The 25,947-nt window shown below is 36.0% G+C and carries 32 protein-coding genes; all 32 read left to right on the forward strand.

Annotation, left to right across the window (positions count from 1 at the left end):
* Nucleotides 1-30: 30 nt before the first annotated feature.
* Complete coding sequence (locus M2098_RS08245; protein ID WP_280683497.1) at nucleotides 31-288, forward strand: hypothetical protein; 258 nt, start codon at nucleotides 31-33, stop codon at nucleotides 286-288.
* On the forward strand, nucleotides 285-575 hold the full coding sequence (locus M2098_RS08250) for a hypothetical protein (protein ID WP_280683499.1): 291 nt from the start codon (nucleotides 285-287) through the stop codon (nucleotides 573-575). The genes M2098_RS08245 and M2098_RS08250 overlap by 4 nt, the downstream gene beginning before the upstream one ends.
* Before the next feature lie 21 nt (nucleotides 576-596).
* Nucleotides 597-1,187, forward strand: a complete 591-nt coding sequence (locus tag M2098_RS08255; protein ID WP_280683501.1) for a sigma factor-like helix-turn-helix DNA-binding protein — start codon at nucleotides 597-599, stop codon at nucleotides 1,185-1,187.
* Nucleotides 1,188-2,133: 946 nt separating this feature from the next.
* Nucleotides 2,134-2,598 carry a hypothetical protein gene (locus M2098_RS08260; protein ID WP_280683503.1) on the forward strand — a complete coding sequence of 155 codons (465 nt, stop codon included), beginning with the start codon at nucleotides 2,134-2,136 and terminating at the stop codon, nucleotides 2,596-2,598.
* Nucleotides 2,591-4,045, forward strand: a complete 1,455-nt coding sequence (gene terL / locus M2098_RS08265; RefSeq protein ID WP_280685269.1) for a phage terminase large subunit — start codon at nucleotides 2,591-2,593, stop codon at nucleotides 4,043-4,045. Before M2098_RS08260 ends, terL begins: the two co-directional genes overlap by 8 nt.
* Nucleotides 4,046-4,056: 11 nt before the next feature.
* On the forward strand, nucleotides 4,057-5,568 hold the full coding sequence (locus tag M2098_RS08270) for a capsid protein (RefSeq protein ID WP_280683507.1): 1,512 nt from the start codon (nucleotides 4,057-4,059) through the stop codon (nucleotides 5,566-5,568).
* Nucleotides 5,565-5,819, forward strand: a complete 255-nt coding sequence (locus M2098_RS08275; protein WP_280683509.1) for a hypothetical protein — start codon at nucleotides 5,565-5,567, stop codon at nucleotides 5,817-5,819. Before M2098_RS08270 ends, M2098_RS08275 begins: the two co-directional genes overlap by 4 nt.
* 1 nt (nucleotide 5,820) lies before the next feature.
* A complete protein-coding gene (locus M2098_RS08280; RefSeq protein ID WP_280683511.1) occupies nucleotides 5,821-7,779 on the forward strand; it encodes a phage minor capsid protein in 1,959 nt (652 codons plus the stop codon).
* Nucleotides 7,780-7,795: 16 nt separating this feature from the next.
* Entirely contained in the window at nucleotides 7,796-7,981 is a 186-nt protein-coding gene (locus M2098_RS08285) for a hypothetical protein (RefSeq protein ID WP_280683513.1), read from the forward strand.
* Nucleotides 7,982-8,028: 47 nt separating this feature from the next.
* Nucleotides 8,029-8,196 (forward strand): hypothetical protein, encoded by a 168-nt coding sequence (locus M2098_RS08290; protein ID WP_280683515.1) that lies wholly within the window; start codon nucleotides 8,029-8,031, stop codon nucleotides 8,194-8,196.
* Between the two features lie 108 nt (nucleotides 8,197-8,304).
* The gene (locus M2098_RS08295) at nucleotides 8,305-8,952 is read left to right on the forward strand and encodes a hypothetical protein (protein ID WP_280683517.1); all 648 of its coding nucleotides are present in this window, start codon (nucleotides 8,305-8,307) and stop codon (nucleotides 8,950-8,952) included.
* A gap of 14 nt (nucleotides 8,953-8,966) precedes the next feature.
* Nucleotides 8,967-9,857 carry a capsid protein gene (locus M2098_RS08300; RefSeq protein ID WP_280683519.1) on the forward strand — a complete coding sequence of 297 codons (891 nt, stop codon included), beginning with the start codon at nucleotides 8,967-8,969 and terminating at the stop codon, nucleotides 9,855-9,857.
* A 12-nt stretch (nucleotides 9,858-9,869) separates the two neighbouring features.
* Complete coding sequence (locus M2098_RS08305) at nucleotides 9,870-10,202, forward strand: hypothetical protein (RefSeq protein ID WP_280683521.1); 333 nt, start codon at nucleotides 9,870-9,872, stop codon at nucleotides 10,200-10,202.
* A gap of 9 nt (nucleotides 10,203-10,211) precedes the next feature.
* Nucleotides 10,212-10,598, forward strand: coding sequence for a hypothetical protein (locus tag M2098_RS08310; protein ID WP_280683523.1), 387 nt, complete (start codon nucleotides 10,212-10,214; stop codon nucleotides 10,596-10,598).
* A 112-nt stretch (nucleotides 10,599-10,710) separates the two neighbouring features.
* Nucleotides 10,711-10,935 (forward strand): hypothetical protein, encoded by a 225-nt coding sequence (locus tag M2098_RS08315; RefSeq protein ID WP_280683525.1) that lies wholly within the window; start codon nucleotides 10,711-10,713, stop codon nucleotides 10,933-10,935.
* Complete coding sequence (locus M2098_RS08320; protein ID WP_280683527.1) at nucleotides 10,935-11,315, forward strand: hypothetical protein; 381 nt, start codon at nucleotides 10,935-10,937, stop codon at nucleotides 11,313-11,315. The genes M2098_RS08315 and M2098_RS08320 overlap by 1 nt, the downstream gene beginning before the upstream one ends.
* A 9-nt stretch (nucleotides 11,316-11,324) precedes the next feature.
* The gene (locus tag M2098_RS08325) at nucleotides 11,325-11,732 is read left to right on the forward strand and encodes a minor capsid protein (RefSeq protein WP_280683529.1); all 408 of its coding nucleotides are present in this window, start codon (nucleotides 11,325-11,327) and stop codon (nucleotides 11,730-11,732) included.
* 2 nt (nucleotides 11,733-11,734) lie between these two features.
* Nucleotides 11,735-12,160 (forward strand): hypothetical protein, encoded by a 426-nt coding sequence (locus M2098_RS08330; RefSeq protein ID WP_280683531.1) that lies wholly within the window; start codon nucleotides 11,735-11,737, stop codon nucleotides 12,158-12,160.
* 41 nt (nucleotides 12,161-12,201) lie between these two features.
* The gene (locus tag M2098_RS08335) at nucleotides 12,202-12,534 is read left to right on the forward strand and encodes a hypothetical protein (protein WP_280683533.1); all 333 of its coding nucleotides are present in this window, start codon (nucleotides 12,202-12,204) and stop codon (nucleotides 12,532-12,534) included.
* 43 nt (nucleotides 12,535-12,577) lie between these two features.
* Nucleotides 12,578-12,874 carry a Gp15 family bacteriophage protein gene (locus tag M2098_RS08340; protein ID WP_280683559.1) on the forward strand — a complete coding sequence of 99 codons (297 nt, stop codon included), beginning with the start codon at nucleotides 12,578-12,580 and terminating at the stop codon, nucleotides 12,872-12,874.
* A gap of 3 nt (nucleotides 12,875-12,877) precedes the next feature.
* Nucleotides 12,878-15,934, forward strand: a complete 3,057-nt coding sequence (locus M2098_RS08345) for a hypothetical protein (protein ID WP_280683535.1) — start codon at nucleotides 12,878-12,880, stop codon at nucleotides 15,932-15,934.
* Nucleotide 15,935: 1 nt separating this feature from the next.
* Nucleotides 15,936-16,307, forward strand: a complete 372-nt coding sequence (locus M2098_RS08350) for a hypothetical protein (protein WP_280683537.1) — start codon at nucleotides 15,936-15,938, stop codon at nucleotides 16,305-16,307.
* Nucleotides 16,307-18,451 carry a hypothetical protein gene (locus M2098_RS08355; RefSeq protein WP_280683539.1) on the forward strand — a complete coding sequence of 715 codons (2,145 nt, stop codon included), beginning with the start codon at nucleotides 16,307-16,309 and terminating at the stop codon, nucleotides 18,449-18,451. Before M2098_RS08350 ends, M2098_RS08355 begins: the two co-directional genes overlap by 1 nt.
* Nucleotides 18,452-18,455: 4 nt before the next feature.
* Nucleotides 18,456-20,204 (forward strand): DUF859 family phage minor structural protein, encoded by a 1,749-nt coding sequence (locus M2098_RS08360; RefSeq protein WP_280683541.1) that lies wholly within the window; start codon nucleotides 18,456-18,458, stop codon nucleotides 20,202-20,204.
* A gap of 130 nt (nucleotides 20,205-20,334) precedes the next feature.
* Nucleotides 20,335-20,703, forward strand: a complete 369-nt coding sequence (locus tag M2098_RS08365) for a hypothetical protein (RefSeq protein WP_280683543.1) — start codon at nucleotides 20,335-20,337, stop codon at nucleotides 20,701-20,703.
* Nucleotides 20,704-20,727: 24 nt separating this feature from the next.
* Nucleotides 20,728-21,096 (forward strand): hypothetical protein, encoded by a 369-nt coding sequence (locus tag M2098_RS08370; protein WP_280683545.1) that lies wholly within the window; start codon nucleotides 20,728-20,730, stop codon nucleotides 21,094-21,096.
* 40 nt (nucleotides 21,097-21,136) lie between these two features.
* Nucleotides 21,137-21,586: a hypothetical protein gene (locus tag M2098_RS08375; protein WP_280683547.1), complete on the forward strand. Its 450-nt coding sequence runs from the start codon at nucleotides 21,137-21,139 to the stop codon at nucleotides 21,584-21,586.
* An 8-nt stretch (nucleotides 21,587-21,594) separates the two neighbouring features.
* Nucleotides 21,595-21,864: a hypothetical protein gene (locus M2098_RS08380; RefSeq protein WP_280683549.1), complete on the forward strand. Its 270-nt coding sequence runs from the start codon at nucleotides 21,595-21,597 to the stop codon at nucleotides 21,862-21,864.
* A 25-nt stretch (nucleotides 21,865-21,889) separates the two neighbouring features.
* On the forward strand, nucleotides 21,890-22,297 hold the full coding sequence (locus M2098_RS08385) for a phage holin family protein (RefSeq protein WP_280683551.1): 408 nt from the start codon (nucleotides 21,890-21,892) through the stop codon (nucleotides 22,295-22,297).
* Between the two features lie 46 nt (nucleotides 22,298-22,343).
* Complete coding sequence (locus tag M2098_RS08390) at nucleotides 22,344-23,348, forward strand: N-acetylmuramoyl-L-alanine amidase (RefSeq protein WP_280683553.1); 1,005 nt, start codon at nucleotides 22,344-22,346, stop codon at nucleotides 23,346-23,348.
* Nucleotides 23,349-24,675: 1,327 nt separating this feature from the next.
* Nucleotides 24,676-24,987: a hypothetical protein gene (locus M2098_RS08395; protein WP_280683555.1), complete on the forward strand. Its 312-nt coding sequence runs from the start codon at nucleotides 24,676-24,678 to the stop codon at nucleotides 24,985-24,987.
* Nucleotides 24,987-25,421: a hypothetical protein gene (locus M2098_RS08400; RefSeq protein ID WP_280683557.1), complete on the forward strand. Its 435-nt coding sequence runs from the start codon at nucleotides 24,987-24,989 to the stop codon at nucleotides 25,419-25,421. Before M2098_RS08395 ends, M2098_RS08400 begins: the two co-directional genes overlap by 1 nt.
* Nucleotides 25,422-25,947: the final 526 nt, after the last annotated feature.

Below are 25,947 nucleotides of genomic sequence, written 5' to 3' on the forward strand. Positions count from 1 at the left end.
ACCCTAAGGGTTTTGAAAGGTTAATAGATTATGAATTATAAGTTATTAAACGTAACAGATTTAAATGGGAATGAGAAGATTCCTACACTGGCAACAGGTAAAGTATTAATCAATGAAGAGTGTGAAATAGTTGGAGCTTTCACACTCGACGTTGAGTTTGAATTGGAGTTTAAAGAAGGCAATCTTAAAGACTCAAAGATACACGCAATCACTGAATCGAATATTCAATTGGTGGTAGTTACTGATGAATATGTGTACACGTTAGAACGAAAGATGGAGGATAAATGATGGAATTAAAAGATACAGTTAAGTTGATGAATAGTAGCGATTACAAGGATCGCTTTATTGCGGAATACTGGCAAGAAAAAATACGACACGATAAGCTAGAAGAAATGCTAGTTAAGTATGATGCAGGGAAATTGGACTTTACGCCTACTTGTCCGATTGAGGTACTTAAAGAACAATTAACGATCATGAAGAAACGTCTTTACATTCTGAAGGTTCGAGCTCAATTAGAAGAAGTTAATTTATCGCGTTGTAAAAACATTGGACCATATAAAGTAGCAGAGAAGTAGGAAGGTAGGAAGAGGGGATACATGAACGAAATCGAACAATTGAAAAGAGATCTGCAAAGTTATGGCTATTACAAGAAATTGCTTACTGAGTTGGATATACATATTTATAGCCTAAAGCAAAAGATAAAACGCGAGGAAAGCCCTCACGCAATCTCATACAGTGGCGAAATAGCAACGTACATATGCAATACATGTGGGCACATCGAATTAGTCCCTAGTGGGCTTAAAAACGTTGAATGTAGGAAATGTGATTCGACCATGATGATGTTGAAAGGTCAACAAGAATCAATAGCAAAAGCGAAACTAATAAAAGTGGATGCAGGGAAGAATGTTAGCAGCCTGATTATTACACTAGCTTCACTGGAAAAACTAAAAGAAGAATATCAAAGTGATATTGCTCGATTAGGCTTAGATGCAGGATTGGCTAAGCTAACTGAGGAACAACTACTGATAATCAAAAAACATTACTTCGAAGGAGTATGTTACGAACACGTAGGTATGATGTTGGGGATGAACAGGCGAACTGTTATTAGACACACAAACAAGGCGTTACATGTGGTCTATAGAGCTTGTAGAAAGCAATTCCAAGATTTTTTGATGCCTGTAGCGTAAAGTTGTCACCCCAGTGCACTCATTTTTGTAGTATAATGGTCATAGGTCGAAAGTGTGGCCAATCAAAACAATGGTAATAGACCCCCGCTATAAGGGTAACGTCGAACCCATTCTAATCAAGCACTCTATCATTAGGGTGCTTTTTTAATGCAGATACCTGATGCACACAGTTCACTCACCCCCCCTTACACATGAGTGGTTAATTTGCATTTTAAGATTCTCCTTTTAAAAATAAACAATCTTATACATCAGGTATCGGCGTTAGAAAAACTTGACAGGGTGGTCCACCACTAAAGATAATTCCTCAATTAGTAAAAAGAGTCCAGAAAATGAATGGTAAATGATCGAAAATGATAAGAAAAGTGTATAAAAATACAGGAAAAATTGCATTTTATTAAAAAAAAGTTGAATTATTTTGGGCTCGCCGGTTGATTTCGTGTGCACTGCCATGGTAACATACGTGTGTGAAGAGATTAAGCAAGTCTCTCGACAAAGTAAAAGACAGGACGGCAATCCTGTCTTTTTTTATGTGTTATTGTCGATTGAATTTACCTAATTATGACTTGATAATGATTACAATTAATACTAATACTAGTATAATTTCGTTCATTTATATCTTTTTTTATTAAGCAAGTCTCTCGACAATAACACATACATGGTACCGTGGTACCTTTAAAAGTTTTTTTCATTATTTCTCCTTAGTGAACGGAAGAAGATAACGAAATTAGAAGAACTGAGCACGAACTCAGTTTCTTGAAGAAACAACCCTTCAAGAACAGTTGTATTATACCATGTAATAGTGTACTAAAAAAGACGATTATACAAAAAAAACAAGTTTTCCACATATATGTAAAAAAGAAAAACTTGATAAATAAAGGACTTACTACAATTAAAATTAATTCTCCATAAGTTTTTTTGTGGATTATTTTGAAAGGAGGTAGATATTATGGCAAAGCAAAGCAAGTGGGATACAAACGTAAAACCTAATCTAGAATTAATCGAAGCATGGGCTAGACGTGGAGCAATTGAAGCGGACATTGCAAAAAACCTAAACGTGGCACGGTCTACCTTCGAGAATTACAAGCGCGATTATCCTGAATTAAGAGAAGCGTTACGAAATGGAAAAGAACCTGCAGATCTACAAGTAGAAGCTGCATTGTTTAAAAGAGCAGTTGGATACGAATACGACGAAGTAAAAGAAAAAGTAGATGCGGATGGTGGTGTAGAAGTAACAACTACAACTAAACAGGTAGCACCTGACACCACTGCACAAATCTTTTGGTTGAAGAATAGACGTTCTGATTTATGGCGTGATAAACAAGATGTTGAAGTGAGTGGTGAGGTGAACAATCCGTTCGAAGGACTTACTACAGAGGAGTTGAAGGCACTTGCTAAAGAAGCAAATGATTAGACAAGGAGCAAAGATAGAACTTGCAAAGCGCGAGTTCTTTTCTTTTTGTAATTTGCTTGCACCGGACTTCTACAAGGAAGATCGTGAATATCTTGTTAATTTGTGCAATACACTTCAAGCTCTGTATGAAGGTAGAATTATACGAATCACACCTGAAAAGAAATGGAAAGTCGTTGATGAATTACCGACCGATTCAAATTATGAAGTATGCAAGAAATTTATGATGAATATGCCACCACAACATGGTAAATCGAGAACGTTAATCAATTTTTGTTGTTGGGTATTTGGTGTGAATTCGTCAGAGAAAATTATTACAGCAAGTTATAACGATGTTACTGCTTCTGACTTCTCAAGATATACGCGTGATGAAATTGCTCAAACGAAAAATGACATAACTGATGTAGTATATTCTGATGTGTTTCCATTAACAAAAATAAAACGTGGAAACGGATCTTTTGAAAAATGGGCTTTGGAAGGTGAACACTTTAGTTACCTGGGAGCAGGAACTGGTGGTTCTATAACTTCAAAAGGTGGAACGATACTTATTGTCGATGACCCAATTAAGGGTGCTGAAGAAGCATTTAACAACACGCATCTAGAAAAGGTTTGGAAATGGTACGCAAATACATTCCGTTCACGTGTATCTGCTGTTGGTGGTGAGCCAATTGAAATCGTAAATATGACTCGATGGGCTGATGATGATGTATGTGGCAAGTTACTGACATCAAGTGAAGCTGACGAATGGTATGTCATGAAACTAGAAGCGTATGATAAGGAAACTGATACAATGCTTTGTTCTGAAATTTTCAATAAAAAAAGATATTTATCACAACGCGCATTATTGGATTCAACTATCTTTATGGCGAACTATCATCAACAACCTATAAACGTGGAAGGTCGTTTATATTCTAGCTTCAAAACATATGAACATATCCCAGTTGATTCAACAAGTCGTCCATTGTTTACAAGTATACGTTCTTATACAGATACAGCTGATGAAGGTGACGACTACTTGTGTTCACTCATTTGGGGTGTATATGAACATTATTCATATGTGCTTGATGTCATATACACACAACAGCCAATGGAAGAAACAGAACCAATGGTTGCAGCGGCTTTAGATGAAAACAAAGCAATGCTTGCGCGAATTGAGTCGAACAACGGTGGAAAAGGATATGCACGACAAGTTGCAAGTATACTAGAAGATGATTTGCATAACTATACGTGTGATGTGACTTGGTTTCATCAAAGTTCGAACAAAGTATCTCGCATACTAACTGCAGCACCATATATCATGCGAAATGTATTGTTTCCAGTTGATTGGAAGTATCGTTGGCCTGAATACTATGATGCGATGGTTAAATACCAAAGAAAAGGAAAAAACAAACACGATGATGCACCGGATGCAACGTCTGGAATAAAAGAAACGAATGAATTACTTGATTAGGAGGAAGAAAGATGGGGTGGTTTAAAAACATGTTACGATCATGGTTAGATATTCAAAACTTAAATGGACGTCAATTCTACATTCAAAATATGATGGATTTTGATGCTAATGTTTTCAAAAATTATATGTGGTATCGTGGGGATCCTGAAGAACTACATCAATTCTTCCGACAAGTAGGAAGTGAAGATGCATCTTTTTGGGCAACAGCGACACATGGAGTGCGTAAAATTCATACAGGGATACCTGCTCTTATAGCAGATGTATTATCGGATATTGTCATTCAAGATATGAATGAAATTACAGCAACTACTAGACAGGTGGATGTTGATTATATTTGCAACAAAAACGATATTGAAAACCTGTTAAGCAATTCACTTCCATACGTATTGGTAAAAGGTGATGGAGCTTTCAAGGTATCATTTGATTCAAAGGTAGGAGATTATCCTATTATCGAATTCTACGAAGCTGATAAGGTCGAGTTCAAATATGAACGAAGCAAGTATAGTGAAACTATATTTAAGAATTATATTGAACATGATAATCGTCATTATGTTCATAAAGAAATCTATGGATATGGGTACATCAAGAACGAACTCTACACATTGGATAACAACAAAAAAGTTCCAATGAATACTGTACCTGAATTGGCTGATGTCAAAGATTTCATTTTCGCTGGAGCGGAAGCTGATAAACAAGGAAATATTTCAAAATATGGAACGCTGAACATGGCCGTTCCTTTTTTAATATTCAAAAGCGCTAAGTTCAAATATCGTGGAAAGTCGATATTTGAAACAAAACAAGGTAATTTCGATGCGTTAGATGAAGTTGTATCACAATGGATAGATGCAATTCGAAAAGGACGTACTACGAGATACATTCCTGAACGTTTATTACCTAGAAATCCTAAAACAGGTGAAATTCTAATGAAGAATGATTTCGAGTCTTCTTACACACAAACAAAAGGTGACCTAGCCGAAGGTGGTAACAAGATTCAAGTTGAGACACCTAATATACAAGCGGAGCAATACTTACAAACGTATGTGACGGTATTGGACTTGTGCTTGCAAGGATTGATCAGTCCATCTACTTTAGGAATTGATAACAAGAAGTTAGATAACGCTGAAGCACAACGTGAGAAAGAGAAGGCAACACTTTATACACGTGGAAAAATCGTTGAAGCCCTGCTTAAGGTGATTCCAAAATTATTGAATGTATCGATAAAAGCGATGGATGTATATCATATGAAATCTATTACTGAAGATGATATCGAAATTTCAATTGCATTTGGCGAATATGCCAACCCTTCATTCGAGTCAGTTGTAGAGACTATGGCTAAGGCTCGTCAAGGTCAATCGATGAGTACGGTGAAGATAGTTGATGAAATGTACGGCGATTCGCTGACTGCTGAAGAAAAAGAAGAAGAAGTAAAACGTATCAAAGAAGAGTATGGACTTGCACAAATGAATGAACCAGGAATGTTTGATCCTGATGTGCCTGACCCTACATTGGAGGAAAATGTATGATCGTAAATGTACCAGAAAAAAATGGCGAAGTGAAAAGTTACAAAATGAAGCCTAAGCAAGCAAAAGAAACTGTGCAAATGATTCGTGAAGCACACAAAGGACAAAACATGATTATCGCACTTGAAAAGGGTAGTGTTATGGAGCTTCGCAACGATAAATATGACACAGCAATCGAAGTGTTAGATGCAGTAAAAGACTGGATTAAGAAAGGCTATAAAGTCTATTCAGTCAAAAATATCATGAAGGTGTAATATGGACGAGTACAACATCTCCGAGATATACAAAGAGATGGAGAATTACCTAATCGAATCCATGATGCGTAATATGAAGCGTCATACCAATTGGGAAAACACTGAAGACTTTCAATGGGATGCATGGCAAGTAAGACAGCTAGAAGCATTAGAAGAATATCGTAAGCGTAACCTTTCATATGTAAATAAGCGTAGTAACACTGTGAACATTAAACTTGAAGAATTAATCAAGCAATCTTATGCACATGGTGGCATGGAAGAAGAAATAAAAATTCTGAATGCTATTAAGAAAGGTGCAAAACTAAAACGTATCAAAGGTATTGATGCAAACTTCTTTAAGATTAACGATCGTAAACTTTCAGCATTGATAAAAGCAACGCAAAAAGACTTAACAAAAGCAGCACATGCTATGCTAAGAAAATCGAATGATGAATATCGTAAAGTAATTCATAAAGCTGCGATGTTTGCAAATACAGGAACTACTACAGTGGGCCAAGCAATTGATATGGCTACAAAAGACTTTGTAAAGAAGGGTATCAATTGCATTCAATATGCAAATGGACGTGTTGTGAACATCAACACGTATGCAGAGATGGCTATTCGAACTGCAAATAAGCGTGGATATTTAAGTGGTGAAGGCGATAAGAGAAAAGAATGGGGTATTCATACTGTTCTTGTAAGCCAATATGGTGCATGTAGTCCTACTTGTTTGCCGTGGCAAGGAAAAGTATATGTTGATGATGTTTGGTCAGGAGGTACGGCCAAAGAAGCTGAGGAACAGGGTTATCCACTTCTTAGTCAAGCAGTTGCAGATGGTCTTTATCATCCAAACTGCAAACATAGTCACACAACGTACTTCCCTGGAATTACCGAAATGCCTAAAGCAGCTGATGTCGCCAAGACTCAAGAAAATTCACAAGCAATTGCTCAACAACGATATAACGAACGACAGATCAGAAGTTATAAGCGATTAGAAGAGAATACATTGGATCCAGACAATCGTGAGAAATACGCAACTCAAAAAAGATTTTGGCAAGCAAAACAAAGAAAACTTGTTGAAGATACTGATGGTATGAAACGTGATTATAAACGTGAATCGATTAAAGGTAAGGGCTATGGTACGTCTCAGACTAAAACGAAAACAGAAGAAAAAGCAAAGGTTGAATCTATAAAAACCGATCATATATCTCAATTTTTTGGAGAAGATTATACAAATAGTTTAAATAAAACTATAAGTAATAGTTCAAGTGAAAATGTGAAAAAACTGTGGAATAAATATGCTGATGATTTACATGTATGTAACATGAATTTTAAAGGAACTCCACATTGTCGTGCAATTGGAAAGCCGGGTATTCTTATAAACAATACCAGTATGAATGAAAGATCGATTACTGTGTTAAAAGCGAGAGGACCGGAACTTGTACAAAGAAAAGGAGAAGTTGTTTTACATGAGTTTGGTCACAATATAGATATTTTAAAAGCAAGAGCAACACCTGAATGTAAAAATATTCAATTTACTAACTTTTACAAAAGTACGAAACATCAAAAAGATGGTATTGGATATACTCTTGGTGATATGCTTCGAGAAGAAGCGAAAACGAACATTGACACTAAACTAAAAATGATGAAAGCAAATCAAGATGAATGGCTTGATCGTTTGGGTGTTGCTAAAATTAGAAAATATCATGCAGAAACTGAAATAATTATGGAAATGAGAGAATTGCCATTAATTACTAGCTCAGATGTGTCAGATATTTGGGAAGGGGCTACAAAAGGTAAAGTAAAAGCCTTTTCAGGACATGGTGTAAAATACTGGGAAAATATAGACGTAGGAGTAGAAGCATTTGCAGAAATGTTTAGTGCGACTATTATGAATCCTGAATCACTAGAACAAATAAAGAAATATTTTCCGAAATCACATGAGATTTTTGAAGAAATTATTGAAGAAATGCTAAAATAAAGATGGAGGAATGGATATGGCTGATAAAATAAGTTTTGATGAAATCGCAAAGCAATATGAAAAGAAGTTTGGCGAGCAAATAACGTTCCCTATTTTTGGTGTTGAACTGGATGATTTCATAAGTGTAATAGAGAAACATATCAATGATGGCATCCCTTACACTGGAGAAGAGTTTGGATTAGATGGAAGCAAATTAGTATAGAGATATGGAACCTTAGGGTTCTTTTTTTATATCCGAAAGGAGGAATCATGAAAGTAAAGTGTATCAAGGAATATTTCGATAAACTTCAAGGAGACTATATTAAGCCAGGAAGTGTATTCGATACTACTGAAGGAAGGGCGAAAGTTCTTATTGATCAAAAAGTAGTTGAAGAAGTAAAAGAAAAACCTAAAACAATAAAAGATAGCGCCAAGTAGAGCGCTTTTCTTTTTGCCCAATCCGCTTATGGCTCAAAAAGGTGCGAGAACATGGTGAGACACACCTAAAACTGATAAGCGTGAGACACACGAAAAACAGGAGGAAATATGAAAGAACAAAACAAGTATCCATTAAACATTCAATTATTTGGAGGTGGTGACCCAGCAGGAGGGGCAGATGGAGGTGCAGGAACACCTAATCCACAACCACAATCACAGCCAAGTGCAACACCGGAAATCGACTATGACAAGTTAAGCGAAGTTGTCGCTGGTAGACAAGCTAATGCAGGAGATTCTGCACTTAGAGGTTTCTTTAAAAGCCAAGGCCTAACTGAAGAACAAGCGAAAGAAGCAATGACTAAGTACAAAGCGGACCAAGCAGCTGCAAAAGAAGCTGAGGCCAATAAGTACAAAGAACTTGAAACTGAAAATGCCAAGCTAAAAGCACAAATATTGAATCGTGAAATTGATACTGCATTAACAACTCTAGCAACTGCTGAAGGAGTTGATGCACAAAAAGTCGGACGTTTACTAAAACTAGTAGAACGCGAAGGTTTAGTAAACGAAGACGGAAAAGTTATTGATGACAAAGCAAAAGCAGCTATCAATGATGTTTTAAAAGATTTTCCTGAATTTAAGTCAAATCCAAATGGAACAGGTGGGTTCCAACCTATCGGAACTCCAGGTACTGATGGTGGTTCAGGAAGCGATACCAGAATTCAAGATGGTCGAATTATTTTACCAAATAAAAAATAGGAGGAAGAAATTTTATGATTAACTATGTATCACAGTTTTACAATCAAATTATGGAATTGTATGGATCTGATTTAAAATCAGTAAAACTATTTAATTCCAACCCAACGATTAAAATTATCAACACAAAGGATATTCGCTTACCGAAAATCAAAACAAGTGGATATAAAGACCATAATCGTGGTTCACTTGGATTCAATTCGGGATCATATGAAAATGAGTTTGAAACAAAAACTCTTGACCATGACCGTGACATTGAATTTGTGGTTGATCCAATGGATGTAGATGAAACAAACCAAGTTTTATCAATTGGGAATATTCAACATGACTTTGACCGTCGTCAATCAATTCCCGAACTAGACTGTTACACATTCTCTAAACTATATAGTGAATTAAAACGTGTAGCACCTACTAACATTTCTACTGATGTCATTACAAAAGCAAACATTCTTGCTGACTTTGATGCCGTTGTAGAAAAACTAGAAAACGATGGTGTGCCAATTTCTCGTTGCATTATCTACTGTACATCTACATACAAAAAGATTTTGAAAAATGCTGAAGGTATTCAACGTACACTAGATGTTTCAAAAGGAAATGGATTGGACCGTCGTATTACTTCTATGGAAGACTTTGACGAAATTGTGACTGTACCTTTAGAAAGATTTAAAACAGCATACAACTTCACTAATGGGTATGCTGTTGCGACAACTGGAAAACAAATCAACTACATTATCGTAGATCCTGAAGCACAAGTTTCTCGTGTGAAGTATTCATATATCCACATGTTCACGCCTGGTAGTGATTCACGCACAGCTGATAACTACTTATACCAAAACCGTCGTTTCAATGGAACATTCGCTTTAGATGATTTCTTAAGCAAAGCATGTTACATGAATGTAGAAGCATAAGGAGGTTTGACTATGTTATACGCAAGAAAAGAAAATCGTGAATATAAAGTTGATGAAACAAGTAAAAAAACTTACTTAGCTAAAGGTTTTGATATTTACAATGACAAAGGTGAAGTAGTAGAGAAATCACCTTTGTCAAAAATCTCGGTTGCTGAACACGAAAAGCAAGTAGCAGAAGCAGTTGCAGAAGCTACTAAAGATGCAGTAAGTGCTGAAGAACTAAAGGCGAAAGATGATGCTATTGCTCAATTAACTGAAGCTAATAAAGCGAAAGATGAAGCAGTTGCAGATCTAAAAGCAAAATTAACAAAAGCAGAAAAAGAACTAAAAGCTGCAGCGAAGTAGGAGGTGCCTATGGCTTACCAACCATACGTAGATGAAAACTACTACAAAGATACTTACAAGGGAGTTGCGAAAGATGCTGACTCTCTTGAAAAGTTACTCAAGAAGGCAAGTCGCCATATTGATACATTAACTTTCAACCGAATTATAGGTAGGTTTGATGATCTAACAGATTTTCAACAAGAAATTATAAAGGATGTTACATGTGAACTTGTCGATTTTGAGTATTCAAACAAAGATGCTCTTGAAACGATTCTTAGTGAGTATTCAATCAACGGTGTAACAATGCATTTTGGAGAGTCCTGGACAGTGAAAGTTGAGAACGGTATTCCAATACCAACTGAACTTTATTCACTCCTAGAACAAACAGGATTAACGACTAGGAGCTTTTACTATTAAGTATCCACAGCTCGTTCCTGATTCAGTATGCACTACACCGATTGAAATAACGATTTACAAAGAAGAGTTAGGGCCTACAGGTGGGCCACAAGTTGCGATAGATGCCACATCATTGAAATGTAATTTTCAAGATGAAGCTTATCAAATATTAAATGCAGAGAAGAGTCTTATCACTTTAAATGGTAAGGCTCTTTTTAATGGAGATATTGCACCTGGTTTAGCAACTATCTCAAATGGTTTTGTAATAGTACATGGTGAGAAAAGACAAATCTACAAAGGTCGCAAATCACGCAATCCTGATGGTTCAGTGAATTTTACGACATTGGAGTTAAAGTAATGGCTGTAGCAAAAGTAAAGTTAAAGCTATTTCCATCAAAACTAAAGCAATTAGATCTAGACGGTCAAAAGGCACTTGCTATGACTGGTGAAGAACTGAACACACGAGTTCGTAATGCACAAGTAATGCCTTTTGACACAGGATCTATGCAAAACGAACAAACGTTTGTAGATGATGCGAAGAAAGCAAATGGGCAAGTGACAATAATCACTACAAGTCCACAAGCTCGTCGATTGTATTTTCATCCTGAATACGATTTTCAAACCATTAACAACCCTAATGCAAAAGGGAATTGGTATGAAGATTGGTTGCCAGGAGGAACAAAACAAAAAGATGCAGCAAAGCTTTTCGGCCAGTTCTATAAAAGGCTTATAGGCTAGGAGGTAAAAATGCTTACATTAACAAATATAAGGGAGTGGTTAGAAGGGATGGATCTAGGATTTGATTTCTACTATGAAGGTAAACTTGACAGTAAGAAAGAAAAATCACTTGGGGTCTATCAACTAGAAACTAACAATATACCTCGTATTGCTTTAGGCGGATTGGCCAATACGAAATACAAAACTAAACCAATTAGTTTGCTAGTCCATTGGGACATGTATCATGACCATACCGAAAAAAAGGCATTGGAATTGTACAGTAAACTAGAAAGATTGGAACAATTCGATTTAAATGATACACGTGTGTATTATGTTGAGTTGTTGAATAACGAACCTGTAGACGTCCACACGGATGATACAGGTATTTATGAGCGTGTGATTCAGCTCATAATTTATTATGAACGAAAGGAGGCATAAATATGCCAGGTATTACAGGAGTATATCCTTGTTACGAAAATCAATTTGGAATCGGTGATAGTAATTTGTCGATTGCGGATATGGAAACGTTCGGAGTTTCTTTTGATAACGGAATCGAAGAATGGAAACCGTTCGATGCAGAGGGTTGGACTAAGCGATTAATGACAGCGAAATCTGTAACGATTACATGTACCGGAAAAAGAAATGTTGGAGATCCAGGAAATGATAAAGTTGCTGCTTTATTTTTGGAAAACGGTCGTGATGTAGAAGAAGATTTCACGTGGAATTTTCCAGATGGATCAAAAGTAGAATTGAAGGGTGCTGTAATTAATGTTACTAACATTGGTGCAGGTGACTCTACAGGAGTTGCACCACTTGAATTTGAAGTTATGAGTAATGGTAAACCAACTTTTACTCCAGCAGTATAGAGGGACTTTGGTCTCTCTTTTATTTTTATTAGGAGGACAATATGTCGAAAAATATTGATTTATCAAGTTTATTATCTGAAGAAAAACCATCGTTAACAATCAACGGAAAAACATATGTTGTAAACGATGAAAAAACAAACGTTTTAAAAATGAATGACGAAATGAAAAAAATGTCAAAAGGTAACGAAGAAGATCGCGACGATTTCGCCATTCTATCAAAAATTATTGAAATGCTTGTTGGAAAAAAAGCAGCAAAAGAAATTGATGCATTACCATTAAGTTTTTCTCAATACCAAGAAGTTTTCTTCGCTTTATTAGCATTAGTTAATAACGAAGAACTCGAGGTAGTGAAAGCTCGATTTCACGGACAATAATTCAAGCGATGATTATTATGACATCATTGATGATTGGCCATTAATTGAATCGAGTTTCTTTAAGCAATATGGAATTAGATTACGAAGTGTAAACGATATGCCTTGGAACGAATTTTGCTCATACTTAACAGGGATCATGGATGATACTCCATTAGGAAGAATCGTAAGTATTCGAGCAGAAAAAGATAAAGAAGTTATAAAAAATTTTTCTAAGGAGCAAAAGCAAATTAGAAATGATTGGCTGAATCGTAACGCTAAGAAAATAGATAAACAAACATATGATGAAGTGATTGAAGGTTTCAAAAATATGTTTAAAAAATTGGCAGAAGGAGGTGTGTAGCTAATGAGTAAAACTACAGTTGGTCAGATTGGTCTTGATTTAACATTAAATGGACGCGGTTTTGATAAGCAAATTAATTCAATTACAAGCAAATCAACAGCAAATATGGAAAATTCATTTGGTAAAACATTTACTAAAATCGGTAAGATGGCTGCAGCTGCATTCTCGGTTGCTGCCATTGGAAAGTTTGCAGCATCCTGCTTAAGTCTAGGAAGTGATTTAGCAGAAGTGCAAAACGTTGTTGATGTTGCCTTTCCCAAAATGAATGGACAAGTAAACGACTTTGCTAAAAACGCAATTACTCAATTTGGTTTAAGTGAGACAGTTGCAAAACGTATGGTTGGTACATACGGATCTATGGCCCAAGCATTTAAATTTACGGAAAAAGAAGCAGCAGACATGGCTACAACTCTTACAGGGTTAGCTGGTGATGTTGCTTCTTTTTATAACATTGATGGGGATTTAGCATATACAAAATTGAAATCAGTTTTCAGTGGTGAGACTGAAACGTTAAAAGATTTGGGAATTGTAATGACTCAAACCGCGCTTGATGAATATGCGTTGTCAAAAGGAATCAACAAAGCAACTGCTGCTATGACTGAACAGGAAAAGGTAATGTTACGTTATCAATTCGTTCAGGACCAATTGAAGTTTGCGACTGGTGACTTTGCACGTACACAAGACTCATGGGCTAACCAAACACGTATCCTTACATTGCGTTGGGAGTCATTCAAAGCATCAATAGGAAAGGGATTGATTGCTTTATTCTCTCCTATTATCAAAGGAATCAACTGGGTGTTAGCGAACCTACAAGTGCTTGCTGACTCGTTTGGAAGTCTCATGGAGATGCTCACAGGTTACAGTGGGGACTCAGGTGGTGGAGCGTTAGCTGATGCTACTGAAGATGTTGGTGCTGTTGGTACTGCTGCAGATGATGCAGGAGATGCCGTTGGTTCTGTTGGTGATGGAGCAAGTAAAGCAGCCAAGAAGATTCAAAAGGCTTTCGCTAAAGTTGATACTATCAACAAGCTAACATTTGGTAGTGATGATGGTGATAGTGGTTCTAGTGGTTCAGGAGGCAGCAGTGGCGGATCTTCAGAAGGAAGTGTTGCTGATGCTGTAGATTTCCCTAAAGCAACTAAGCAAGCAAGTATCTTTGATGGAATGCTTGATGGGATTATTAGAGAGTTTGAAAGACTAAGTTCAATCTTTACTAAAGGATTCACATTAGGCTTTGGAGACTCATACAAAGAAATTGAAAGACTAAAAGATTACATTGCATCTATTGGTGATAGTGTTGTTGAAATATTCACTGATAAAAAAGTTCTTAGTTCAATGAGGAGTATGGTTGACTCATTCTATTTTTTGTGGGGAACAAGTGTCGGTGGAATTGCATCGGTTGGGACAACTATAGCCACTTTACTCGTAGGTTCTGTATCGACATTTTTAGAACGAAATGTGAATAGAATCAAAGGTCACCTCATCACCATGTTTGATATTAGAACTGATATAAATGGAATCATTGCTCAATTCAATATCGCATTAGCAGAAATTGTACGAGTATTTGCTAGTCCAACTGCTGTATCGATTGGATCTAATTTGATTCAAATTATCGTTAATAGTGCAATGGGAATGACGCAATTACTGGCAAAATTAGGAAGGGATATATTGGATGCAATTCTTACTCCGATAACTGCGAATAAAGACCTTATCAAAAAGACGCTGCAAGGCATGCTTAAACCGATTGAAACGGTAACAAGTGCCATCGCTAAGTTCGTTGATAACACGTTTAAAAAGATTGGCGAAACATACGATCAATATGTACAGCCAACCTACATAAAGATTAGAGATGCATTAACCAGCATTTTGGGAACAATCATGGAGAAATACAATGAGTACATTAAACCAGTGATTGACTATATTGCAGAAGACTTTTCGAAAATTCTAAATGAATACATTCAGCCAGTTGTTAATAAACTAATTGAGTTTGCGGGACAACTTGCAGAATTTGTTGGAACGATTGTAGAAATGTTAACTCCAGTAGTTGAGTTCTTAGTGGGTATGTTTGCTCCGATTTTAGCAAGTGTAATTAGTAAAGCTTGGGATATCCTAAGCGGTTTCGTTAAGTTTGTTGCAGAAGTTGCGGAGAAATTGATTAGTTTCTTTACAGGAGTTATGGAGTTCTTAAATAACGTATTCAGTGGTGATTGGGAAGCTGTATGGCAAGGTATTAAGGATTTCTTTGGTGATATTGGCCAAGGAATAAAAGATACTGCAGAATCATTCATAAATGATGTGTCTAGTTTCATTACGAACACTATTCATGACATTCAATCTACATGGGAGAATGTTTGGGAAGGTGTTGGAGACTTCTTTGGAGACACTTGGGAAGGCATTACAAAGGGCGTAGATACTGCAATAAAGAAAGTTAAGGATACAATCAAAGACGTACTAGGAACAATAAAAGGTATTTGGGAAGATATGTGGGGCGGATTGAAAACCTTTGTATCAAGTACCTGGGATAAAATATTAGGTATTTTTACAAAAGGTGGAAAAATCTTTGATGGAATAGTAGGCGGAATCGGTGATGTGTTTAAATCGATTGTTAACACAATTTTAGGTGGGATCAATAAGGTGATCGCAGTACCATTCAATACTATTAATGGATTGTTGAATACGATTCGTAACATTGATTTACCTGTTGTAGGTAAGCCGTTTAAAGGCTTATGGAGTCAAAACCCATTACCAGTGCCACAAATCCCAGCACTTGCACAAGGTGGTTTTGTTAAGGCGAACCAACCGCAACTTGTAATGATTGGGGACAACCGTCACCAAGGTGAGGTTGTAGCACCTGAAAACAAACTACGCGAGTTAGCAGATCAAGCAATTGCTGGTGCAAGTAAAGGTTCTGACTCAAGCATGTTGAAAGAAATAATCCAATTACTTAAACAATTGATTATTCTTATTTCTTCATTGAAACTAGAATGTGAAGTCGATCGTAAGGGGTTGTTAATATCGCTTAAAGAAGCTGAAAAAGAACTTGCAATGATAGGAGGATAGGATGGCATATAAAACGTTATTGGTGATTGATGGTGTTACTATAAATAACATCGTTAGTTATGATGATTTGGCATCTACACAAGATGGGGACAAATCTGGTCGTGTCCCATCTCTTCACATGAATCGAGATATACTTGGTAGAATTATGAGCATTGATGTGACTCTTGGAATTACACCAGTAAATGAAGGAATGGTTATTTTAAATTTATTAAAAAACCCTGAAATGCGTGTGCAATTTAGAGATAGTGAGACTGACACATTGAAAACAATTGAATGCTATTGTGTTGATCCGAAAAAATCGCGATTAGAAGGCATGATGGATTACTTCGAAACCATTCAATTTCAACTTGTTTCGAATGAGAGGTATGACTGATGTATCAAGTATCTGTAAGTGAAGCCTTTAAAGTAGCAATTGCTAAATCTGTACGACGAATGGATTGCTATTTCTTGTTTGAAGGGAATAGATACAATCCAATAAGTGTGAAAATTGATGATAATGTCTATGGTACTAACAATGTATTTGTTGGTACCTTTATTGCGAAAAGTGGAACGATTAAAGTTGATTTTAAAGATCAGTTGAATCTAGAAAATCAAAGCATTGAAATATTCATGGGAGTATATGTAAATAGCACAGACATTGAATACGTTCCAATGGGTACTTATCATGTTTATGAAGTGAGTAGTGATGTTGAATATAAAATTATGGATAGCAAAATGTTGTTCAATATTCCATTTAATACATCTGCAGTTACTTATCCAATCACTATAAAAAATTTGCTGATTGAGGTATGTAGTCAGGCAGGCGTACCGCTTCATGATGATGTTTTACCAAACCAAGACTTCGTTATTCCTAGCGAAGTCTTTTTTGGTGTAAATGCGACCTGTGCAAATGTAGTTGAAGCAATCGCACAAGCGACATGTACGGTTGCTCATATAAATCGAATAAACGAATTGGAAATGAAATGGTTCAATGAAGTTGATATCAATATTGGCATCAATGCACAATCGAAGCAAATCACGACCACTGAAAAGTATGGCCCAATTAATTCATTAGTATTATCTCGAATGCCACAAAATGAAAATGTATACATTCAGGACCAGCAATCAATTGATGAGCATGGGTTGACTGAAATGAACATTGCTAACAATCCGATTTTAGACATTGATAGAAATGAATCAAAGTTGGAAATATTCGAACGTGTGAATGGGTTGGAGTACATACCCTTTAAATGTGAATTGCAAGGTCAAATACACCTTGATAGTTGTAATGTAATCAATATTACAAATAGATCAGGAGATGTTGTTAAGGCACATATTTTCAAACACTCTATCCAGTACACAGGCGGTATCCACAGTACACTTGAAACAATTGCTCAAACAAAGAATCAAATTAATTATGATATGGCAACATCACTTGAATCAAAGGTGATGAATGTTGAACTAATCGTAAATAAAATTGATGGTGAAATTAGAGCAGAGATTTCTAACATAAATACTAAGGTTGAAAATTTGAAGCCTATGGTGTCTGCATTTGAACCAGAGAATCCAGTAAACGGACAAACGTGGATAGACATATCAATGAGTCCTCCAACGGAAAAAACGTACCACGAGGGGCAATGGGTGGTTGTAGGAGCGTATCAAGGAGACCTTGAAGATTTACAAGGGCAAATCGAATCACTCAATACATCCATTACAATGCAGCAAGGATCCATTGAATTACTAGTAGAAAACAGCACAACAATAATCAATGGAAACGAAGTCACATTAAAAGAAGCGTACTCGTACATTCAGCAACAAGTTGATGCGATTAACTTCGCTATTAGTGAAAGCGGTGGAATTAACAAACTGCTAAATAGTTGTGGTTGGAATGGTATGAACTTTTGGGAATTGACTGGAAATATTTCGTCGATGACTGATGTTGATATAAGAAATAATACAGTAAGTGGATATGCGTTCATGTTAAATGATGGAACATTGAAGCAATCATTTAAAACGATTGTAGGAAGGAAATATACTGTTTCATGCAAGATACGTAAATTCACAAATACTGCATATTTAAAAATCATGACAGGCACACAAGAAGTGTATCTTTTTAATTTACCAGCAGAGGTACAAAGTGACTGGGTATCGTTCAATGTTTCTTTTGAAGCATTAGGAAATGATGCCGTTGTAGAGGTTGGGTCGAGTGGTGCATGGTTGCTGATAAGTGACATCATGGCAAACGATGGAGAAATCCAACAGCAATGGTCATCATCGAATGATGAGATTTATACCACAAATGTGAAAATCGACAAAAACGGTATCGAGGTAGCTCAAGATGGAACGAACAACAAAACAGTAATCAACACATTAGAGTTTGCTGGATACGATGCAAGTGAGCGAGTGTTTTCACTCAATGGCGATGAAACCGAAGTGCATAAGCTGTTTGCACGAAGTAATGTGCGTATTGGTGACATGCAAATCTATGCAAGAACAACAGGAAATCATGGTGCAGATTTCACAATTATAAAGAGGTGATAAGATGGCTACAAATTATATAGCAACGAGCAATCCTTATGCGAAGATACGAGTAGATACATCTGCTTCTCTTGTAGGTTCGTGGCCGAATGTTAAGTATCGTATTTCGTGGAATATGCGCTATTACTGTAGTGGTGGATACTTCATTAGTTCGGTAGAAAATGGAATAAAATTTTGGTTTCATCAAACTGAAGTGATTGCCAATGTAAATTACTATTTAACACCAGGACAAAGCAGTCCGATATATGCTAGCGGAACACTTGATTTACCGTTAGGGAATGCTCGTGGAGCAAAACACTCTCCTGGATGCGGAGTAAACAATGGATTATATCCAGGAAATGCAACAGTTGCTACAGGACAATTAAACATCCCAACCACAGGTACATTGGCAGGATATGTCAATGGAGTAACGCACAACTCAGTAACTTTGAATCTTACTAAAGGTAATAATTCATATAATTATTGGACAACAAGAATATACTACAAAGCAAGTAATGCAAGTAGTTATACTTTGTTTAGTAGTGATGTGGGTAATGGAAATACTACAGTTACTGGATTAAGTCCAGGAGTGGCATATAATTTCCATATTGAGTTGTGGGGTCGTGACGGCTCTAGAATGAGCACTCAACAATTAGTGTTAAATGCATCTACAAATGGAATATCTTATATAGAGAAAGATACGTCATTCGATATAGGAAGTGTAATCAAAATACCTATAACTACATACAGCGACTCATTCACACATACGTTTGAATTGCGACAGGGCAATACAGTATTGAAGACGTTAAGTTTCTCGAGTAGTTCACTGAAGTACACAACAAACTTCTCATTGACCGCAGCGCAAAATACAGCACTGTATAATGCAATTCCCAATGCATTATCACTAAACCTTACAGCCACAGTTACTACATACAGTAATGGTGTGTTGGTGGGAAGTAACTCACGTATTGTAACAATGACAGTTAATAAAACGTCAAATGCACCATCACTAACGGGATTTAGTTATAAGGATATGCATCCTAATTCAATTGCAAAAACAGGCAACAACCAATGGATCATACAAAATGTATCGTATCTACAAATTAGTTCTATAATAGCAAGCGCGAAAAATGGAGCATCGATTGCAAGGTATGAATTGAGTGTATCGGACCAAGTGATCAGTAGCACTAGTTCGACAATAACTACAACTACAATCACAAAACAAACGCAAATGGTTCTCACTGTTATTGATTCTCGTGGACTTCAAAAGCAATACACAAAGACTTATGCTAAGTGGATACCTTACACTCCACCAATTATAAGTTTATTCAATATGCTACGTGTTAATGGTGTTGAAGAGTCTACTTATTTAGTTACGAACGGAACGTTCGACAGATTGAACATCAACGGAGTAGATAAGAATCCAAACCTTACACTAAAATTTAGATACAAATTAACAACTGCATCCACTTGGGGTGGTTGGGTACAGCAGGCTATCACAATCAGTGGTAGTTCTTTTTCGTATAACAATATCGTTGGACTATTCGATTCAGATAAGAACTATGATGTACAACTAGAGATTGGTGATTACTTTGGTGCTTCATATGCACTTACACAGCTTGTAAAAGCTCAACCTGAATTGTCAATTAGAGAAAATCAAGTTGGTATCGGTGCAGTGCCTGATGCAAGTGTTAATGCCGCATTGCAAGTGAAAGGAAATATTACACAAAATGGGCGAATGGTTATCGATTACGTTATTACAAAATCATGGTAACAGGAGGAAGATATATGATAAATAGAATACTATCCTTATATATATATATATATATATATATATATAGTGAAAGATTGGGGGTGCAGGCTTAGTTATGTAGGCTTGTATCCTCGTAAAGAGGTGTCAAGTTATGCCTAATGCAGGGTATTTAATGGTTGATGGAAATGCGTTTTATCCAGATATATATGATAGTGGTTGGTTGCCATTGAATCCAATAAGTTCACTTACCGTGAATACGGGATATGGATTTCGTCCGAGGTATAGAATTGTTGGAAAAACAGTTTACATCATGGTAGATGTAACTGCTAACAAGAAAATTACCAAATGGGGAAATTTATTCGAAGGTGATTATCCTCGTCCTGATGTGTATACTAAACGTTTTTATACAATGGACAATATATCTTTAAATGTTACTGTGAATAGGAATGGTATTGAATCACAACTAGACATAGAATCAGGAACACGTATTTTTATTCAAGATTGTTATTTGATCGATTAGGTAGTAATGTAACTAGCCAATATTATGGCGAAACACGAAGTACAATTACAAGTAGGAAAAAATAAAGAAGATGCATATCCAGTATTGGAGGGGACAAGTTGGACGAAAGTAGCTGGCTTCACCAATGTTCAGTACAAACGGCAATCTGGTTGGGTGAAAATTAACTGGAACGGGAATGTACCTAACAGCACATCTTGGACTACATTATTTACTTTACCTGCAGGTTTTAGGCCAACAACAGAACAATATGGATCGTTGACTGGTAACTCAGCAGTAGAAGGTGGAATTAACAGGAATGTGAACGTTATAGTACAAGCTAGTGGTTCAGTTCAAGCTCTCAACCCGCACACTGCAGGAGGATATATCGGAACAATCGTCTTTCCTTTAGGCTAATTGTCCTTGGCACTAATACATAACGGAAAGAGAGGTATTAATGCCAAACGCAATACAATTGGAAATAAATAAGGAAAAGGCCTATGCACATCCATATTTTCCAATAGGAAGTATTTATATGAGTGTTAATAACATAAATCCAAGTACTTATTTCGGTGGTACATGGGTTAGATGGGGAAATGGACGAGTACCTGTAGGGGTAGATACATCACAAACGGAGTTTAATACGGTACAAAAGACAGGTGGTGCAAAGACACATACATTAACCGTTGCTCAAATGCCGAGTCACGTTCATACATATGCCACAACACAAACGAGTGGTAACCCTCAAGTTTCATTTCCTCAATGGACAATGATGGCAACATATGGAGGACAATTAGGTTCGCAAGCGAGTAGATTAGGAGCCAACACTCTTAACACAGGTAGCGGTCAAGCACATAACAATTTGCAACCTTATATTACTTGTTACATGTGGTTAAGGACCGCGTAGGAGGATACATGAATGAATTAGAAAAACTTGAACAATACAAGGTAAAACTTGAAGAAGATTTGAAAAACTATGATTATTCAGAAGAAGATAAAGCAGTGCTGAAAGCTGAACGAAGTTACAACGCTGCGAAAATGGAAAGGGAACAGAAAAAAATACCACACGATAGAATCAAGAAAGAGATTGAACGTGTGGATCAATTAATTGTAGATGTGAAAAACATCGTATCACTAGAAAGTGAGGAAGGGAATAATGAAGAAAATGATATCAACAGTGACTAAAGGGGTGAACGCAATAGGAGGAGCAATGATTGCACTATTTGCAATGCTATTCGGAAAATATTGGATAGTATTTGTGATGTTCTTTCTATTTAATTTATTAGATTGGATGACAGGCTGGATGAAAGCTAGAATGCTCAAAAAGGAGTCTAGTGCAGTTGGTTTGAAAGGTGTGATTAAAAAACTAGGATACTGGTTAATGATTGCATTAGCATTTGCTATGTCAGTAGCATTTATTGAGTTAGGTAAAATTATTGGAATTGATTTACAGGTTTCTACATTAATTGGATATTTCGTACTGGCATCCTTGATGGTCAATGAATGTCGTTCGATCATTGAAAATTTAGTAGAAATGGATTACAAGATTCCTAAGGTATTAACCCAAGGGTTAGAAGTAGTAGATAAATTAGTGAACAAAGATGAGGGTGCTGAATAGGCATTCTCTTTTTTAGTGCAAAAAGGCACAGAAAGATGAGGTAAATATGAAGATTTTATTAATTGCAGGACACGGAGCAGGAGACTCAGGAGCTCTAGGTAATGGATATCGTGAAGCTGATTTAACACGTGAATTGGTTGGATTGATTGCACCAAAGCTCCGTGGCGATGGTGTAACTGTAGCTGTTAGAGACATAACACGTAATGCTTACGCTGATGCTCAAAATGGTACATTGGACGTGCTAGGATATGATTACGTGTTTGAGGTGCATTTCAACGCATTTAACGATGCAGCTGCGCATGGTACTGAAATTTATGTAACTACATTAGAAAAAGAAGTTACAGTCGAGGCAAATGTATTAAAAGCATTAGGTAAATACTTCACTGTACGTGGTGGAGGTGTTAAGGTGACAAACTTTTCTGTTATCACTACCGCAAAGAATCAAGGTGTATCAAGTGCATTGGTTGAAACATGCTTCATTACTAACAAAGCAGATATGGACAAATACCAAGCAAATAAAGTAGCTATTGCAAATGATATTGCACAAGCTATTCGTGCAGGGTTCGGAGTAAGTGCAACAGCACCTGCTGAGAAACCTCCAGTAGTTGAAGCACCTAAGCCAAGTACACCACCTACAGGCGCTACAATCGTAGTTGGTTCAAAGGTTCAGCCAAAAACTACTACGGACTATAACGGTACGCATTTAGCTGCGTTCGTTACGCAAAACGTTTACCAAGTTGTAGAGGTAAAAGGTGACCGAGTTGTATTAGCTCAAATCAATACAGCATTTAAGATGTCTGATCTTAAACTAGTTGCTGATGGTGGTTCAGCTCCAACACCTACACCTACACCTACACCTACTCCAAGTCAACCAACTATTAAACGTACACATGCACGAGTTAATCGAGCAGTGTCGTATGATGGTGTCGGACTAATTTCGAGCATCGTCGGTAAAGAATATCCAGTAATCGAAATCAGAGGCAACCGCATCGTCCTAGGTGGCGGATTAAACACTGCCTTTAACGTTGCGGACATTACATACACAAGATAACCAAAAACCTACTCACGTTAGTTCGTGGGTAGGTTCTTTTTTTAGTGATTTTCCTTTTCCTTATTATATAGGGCTTTTTTTTGAAGCATTCTATTTTATTTGTATCTATATAATTGGAAGGGCATAAAAAGTTAACAAACACACCTTCCCAAACTCTTTTTATAGTTAATAAAAAGTTAACGATTTTTATAAAAAAGTATAGTATCTAGATAATCAAACATATATCGAAAACACTCAAAAAAGCTTAATATATCGCTATGTTTCACGTTTGAAACGATAATTATCAAATGATTTCAATTGTTCCTGTCGAGCGCACCATCGAAAGAAAAACCCTTATTTCACAGGGTTTCTTTTTTTATCGTAACAAATTCGTAACAACTTTTAGATGTTTTTTGATAAATTATTCAGTTTATCAAGGGTATCTTGCTTTCTGCTTGGTAACAAATGTCCCTGTCTATCAGCAATATCTTTAGAAGTTCATTCAATATCAACTAAAGTAGAAACGTACGTATGTCGTAAGTTGTGAAGCGTGAAGTGCCGTGATCTATACAACACTACATCATCAGCTTCATGTCTTTCGTAAGTTGTTTTGCTATAGTATTTTATATAGCCGATTAAAGGTTATTGAGGTGATTTTTGTAATTAGGTATTGTTTCTAGTGATTTTTCAATTTCACTTTTGCATTCGTCTGGAAATCTACTACACGTCTTTCGTAATTCTTTGTTGCTGTAAGTACACGATCTTTTGTATCCCGGTTATAGGTAGTATAAAGTTTTTGTTCTCTATAACACTCTCGTACATATGAAGTGCAAGTAATTCGCCAGAACATAATTCGCAACAATATAAAATGTAGTACGCTGTCTATTCGGTTTGTGACTTTACAACATCAACAAACTTTTTAAATTCATCATAAGCTAATATAGTATTTTCTTGTTTTATTCCTTGACTATTTATTGTAACAACGAAGTAACATAAATTCGTATCTATGTTCAAATAAGAGCATTGCTTATTTTAATTTAAAAGTGGTCCCTTTTTCAATTGCATCGGTGGGATACTTTTCACTTGACATAAACAAGCATAGAAGAAGACTGTATTGGGTAGATGAAAACTTCTATGCTTGTACACAAACGCAAAGGAACTTTTTTAATGCAGATACCTGACGCTACAGTTCACTCATTTTCCTTACATATGAATGGTTATTTTCATTTTTAGATTCTCCTTTTAAAAACAAGCAATCTTACACAATAGGTATAGACCTTAGAAAAATATTTGTTATAGATTTTATTGTTTGTTATAATAATTCTATATTTAAAGGAGAATCATTATAATGAATATTAATGAATTAGTAAAAAAAAGTGCATTCAAGATACAATCTTCAGAAAACAAAAAGATAGAATTTCAGAGATTTTTTGAATTTATTGATAAAAAACTTACCTATTCAGATGGTGAATTAATAAGTGAAGAGACTAAAATCGAAATATTAGAAAAGTTAAAAAAAGAATTGGGTAATGAATACTTTCCAGATTTTTTAAAACACAGTGCTAACGAGAGTCACTTACAAGTTATTACAAGAGACCAAAATAGACAGGGGTTGGATGACTTAATTGATGCCTATATTGTAAAGGTGAAAGGCAAATAGTGGGAACAGAACCTACACCTCCTAACTGGGTGGAAGAATACGGTCTATACGTTGCAATAGTATTGGGGATTGGGGGGTTAATAAGTTGGATTGTGAATATAGTTAAAGTCAACAAAAAGGAAAAAGAGGAAAACAAAAAATATATTCTTGATGAGCATAGTAAAATTAGATCTAAAATTGTAGATTTATGCTCTAAAGATGTTGACGGTCTCGATAATCATATATTATTATTGCAGCTAGAAACATTGTTTGAGGAAGAGTTAGATATTTTGAACAATTTTTGTGAGCTATATTTCAAAAGAAAAGTTAATAGAAAATGGTTTGTGAACGAGTATAAGATTTATATCCGTGACACTTACGCCAATCCACATTATAAGAAACTGATAAATAGTAGCACACACTATCAGTTAGATAAATTTTATGGAGAGAACTAAGTAAGCCGTAGAAATACGGTTTTTTTCTTACCCAAACGAAAGGGGGGAGATACTATGGCAAAACAAAGTAAGTGAGATATAAACGTAAAATCTAATCTAGAACTAATCGAAGCATAGGTAAGTTATGGAGCAATCGAAGTATATACTGCTAAGAACCTAAACGTGGCACAGTCTATCTTCGAAAATTACAAACGTGATCATCTTAAACTTGAGGAAGCATTACGCACTAAAATATGGTATGGAAGAGTTCAAGCCTAAACTAAACATCTTATGTAAAGTTTGTCCTAAAAGATACATAAGCGACCAAAAATGTGTAATTGATAGAGTGCAAAGAACTTGTTCGATGCATGATTTTATAGAGTAAAACGAGAAATAATTATGTTTAGGATTGAACATAATTAAATTGGAAAATGCTATAATATCTTTATAAGGGTAGTGTAAAAAGTTTATGAAAACGAGTGAATTTCAAAGGTGATTAATCTTTGAAAATGGATATAAATAAGATCTTTGAAAACGAAATCTAAAT

The sequence above is a fragment of the Breznakia sp. PFB1-19 genome (assembly GCF_029893935.1).
In the GTDB taxonomy this organism is placed as follows: domain Bacteria; phylum Bacillota_I; class Bacilli_A; order Erysipelotrichales; family Erysipelotrichaceae; genus Breznakia; species Breznakia blatticola.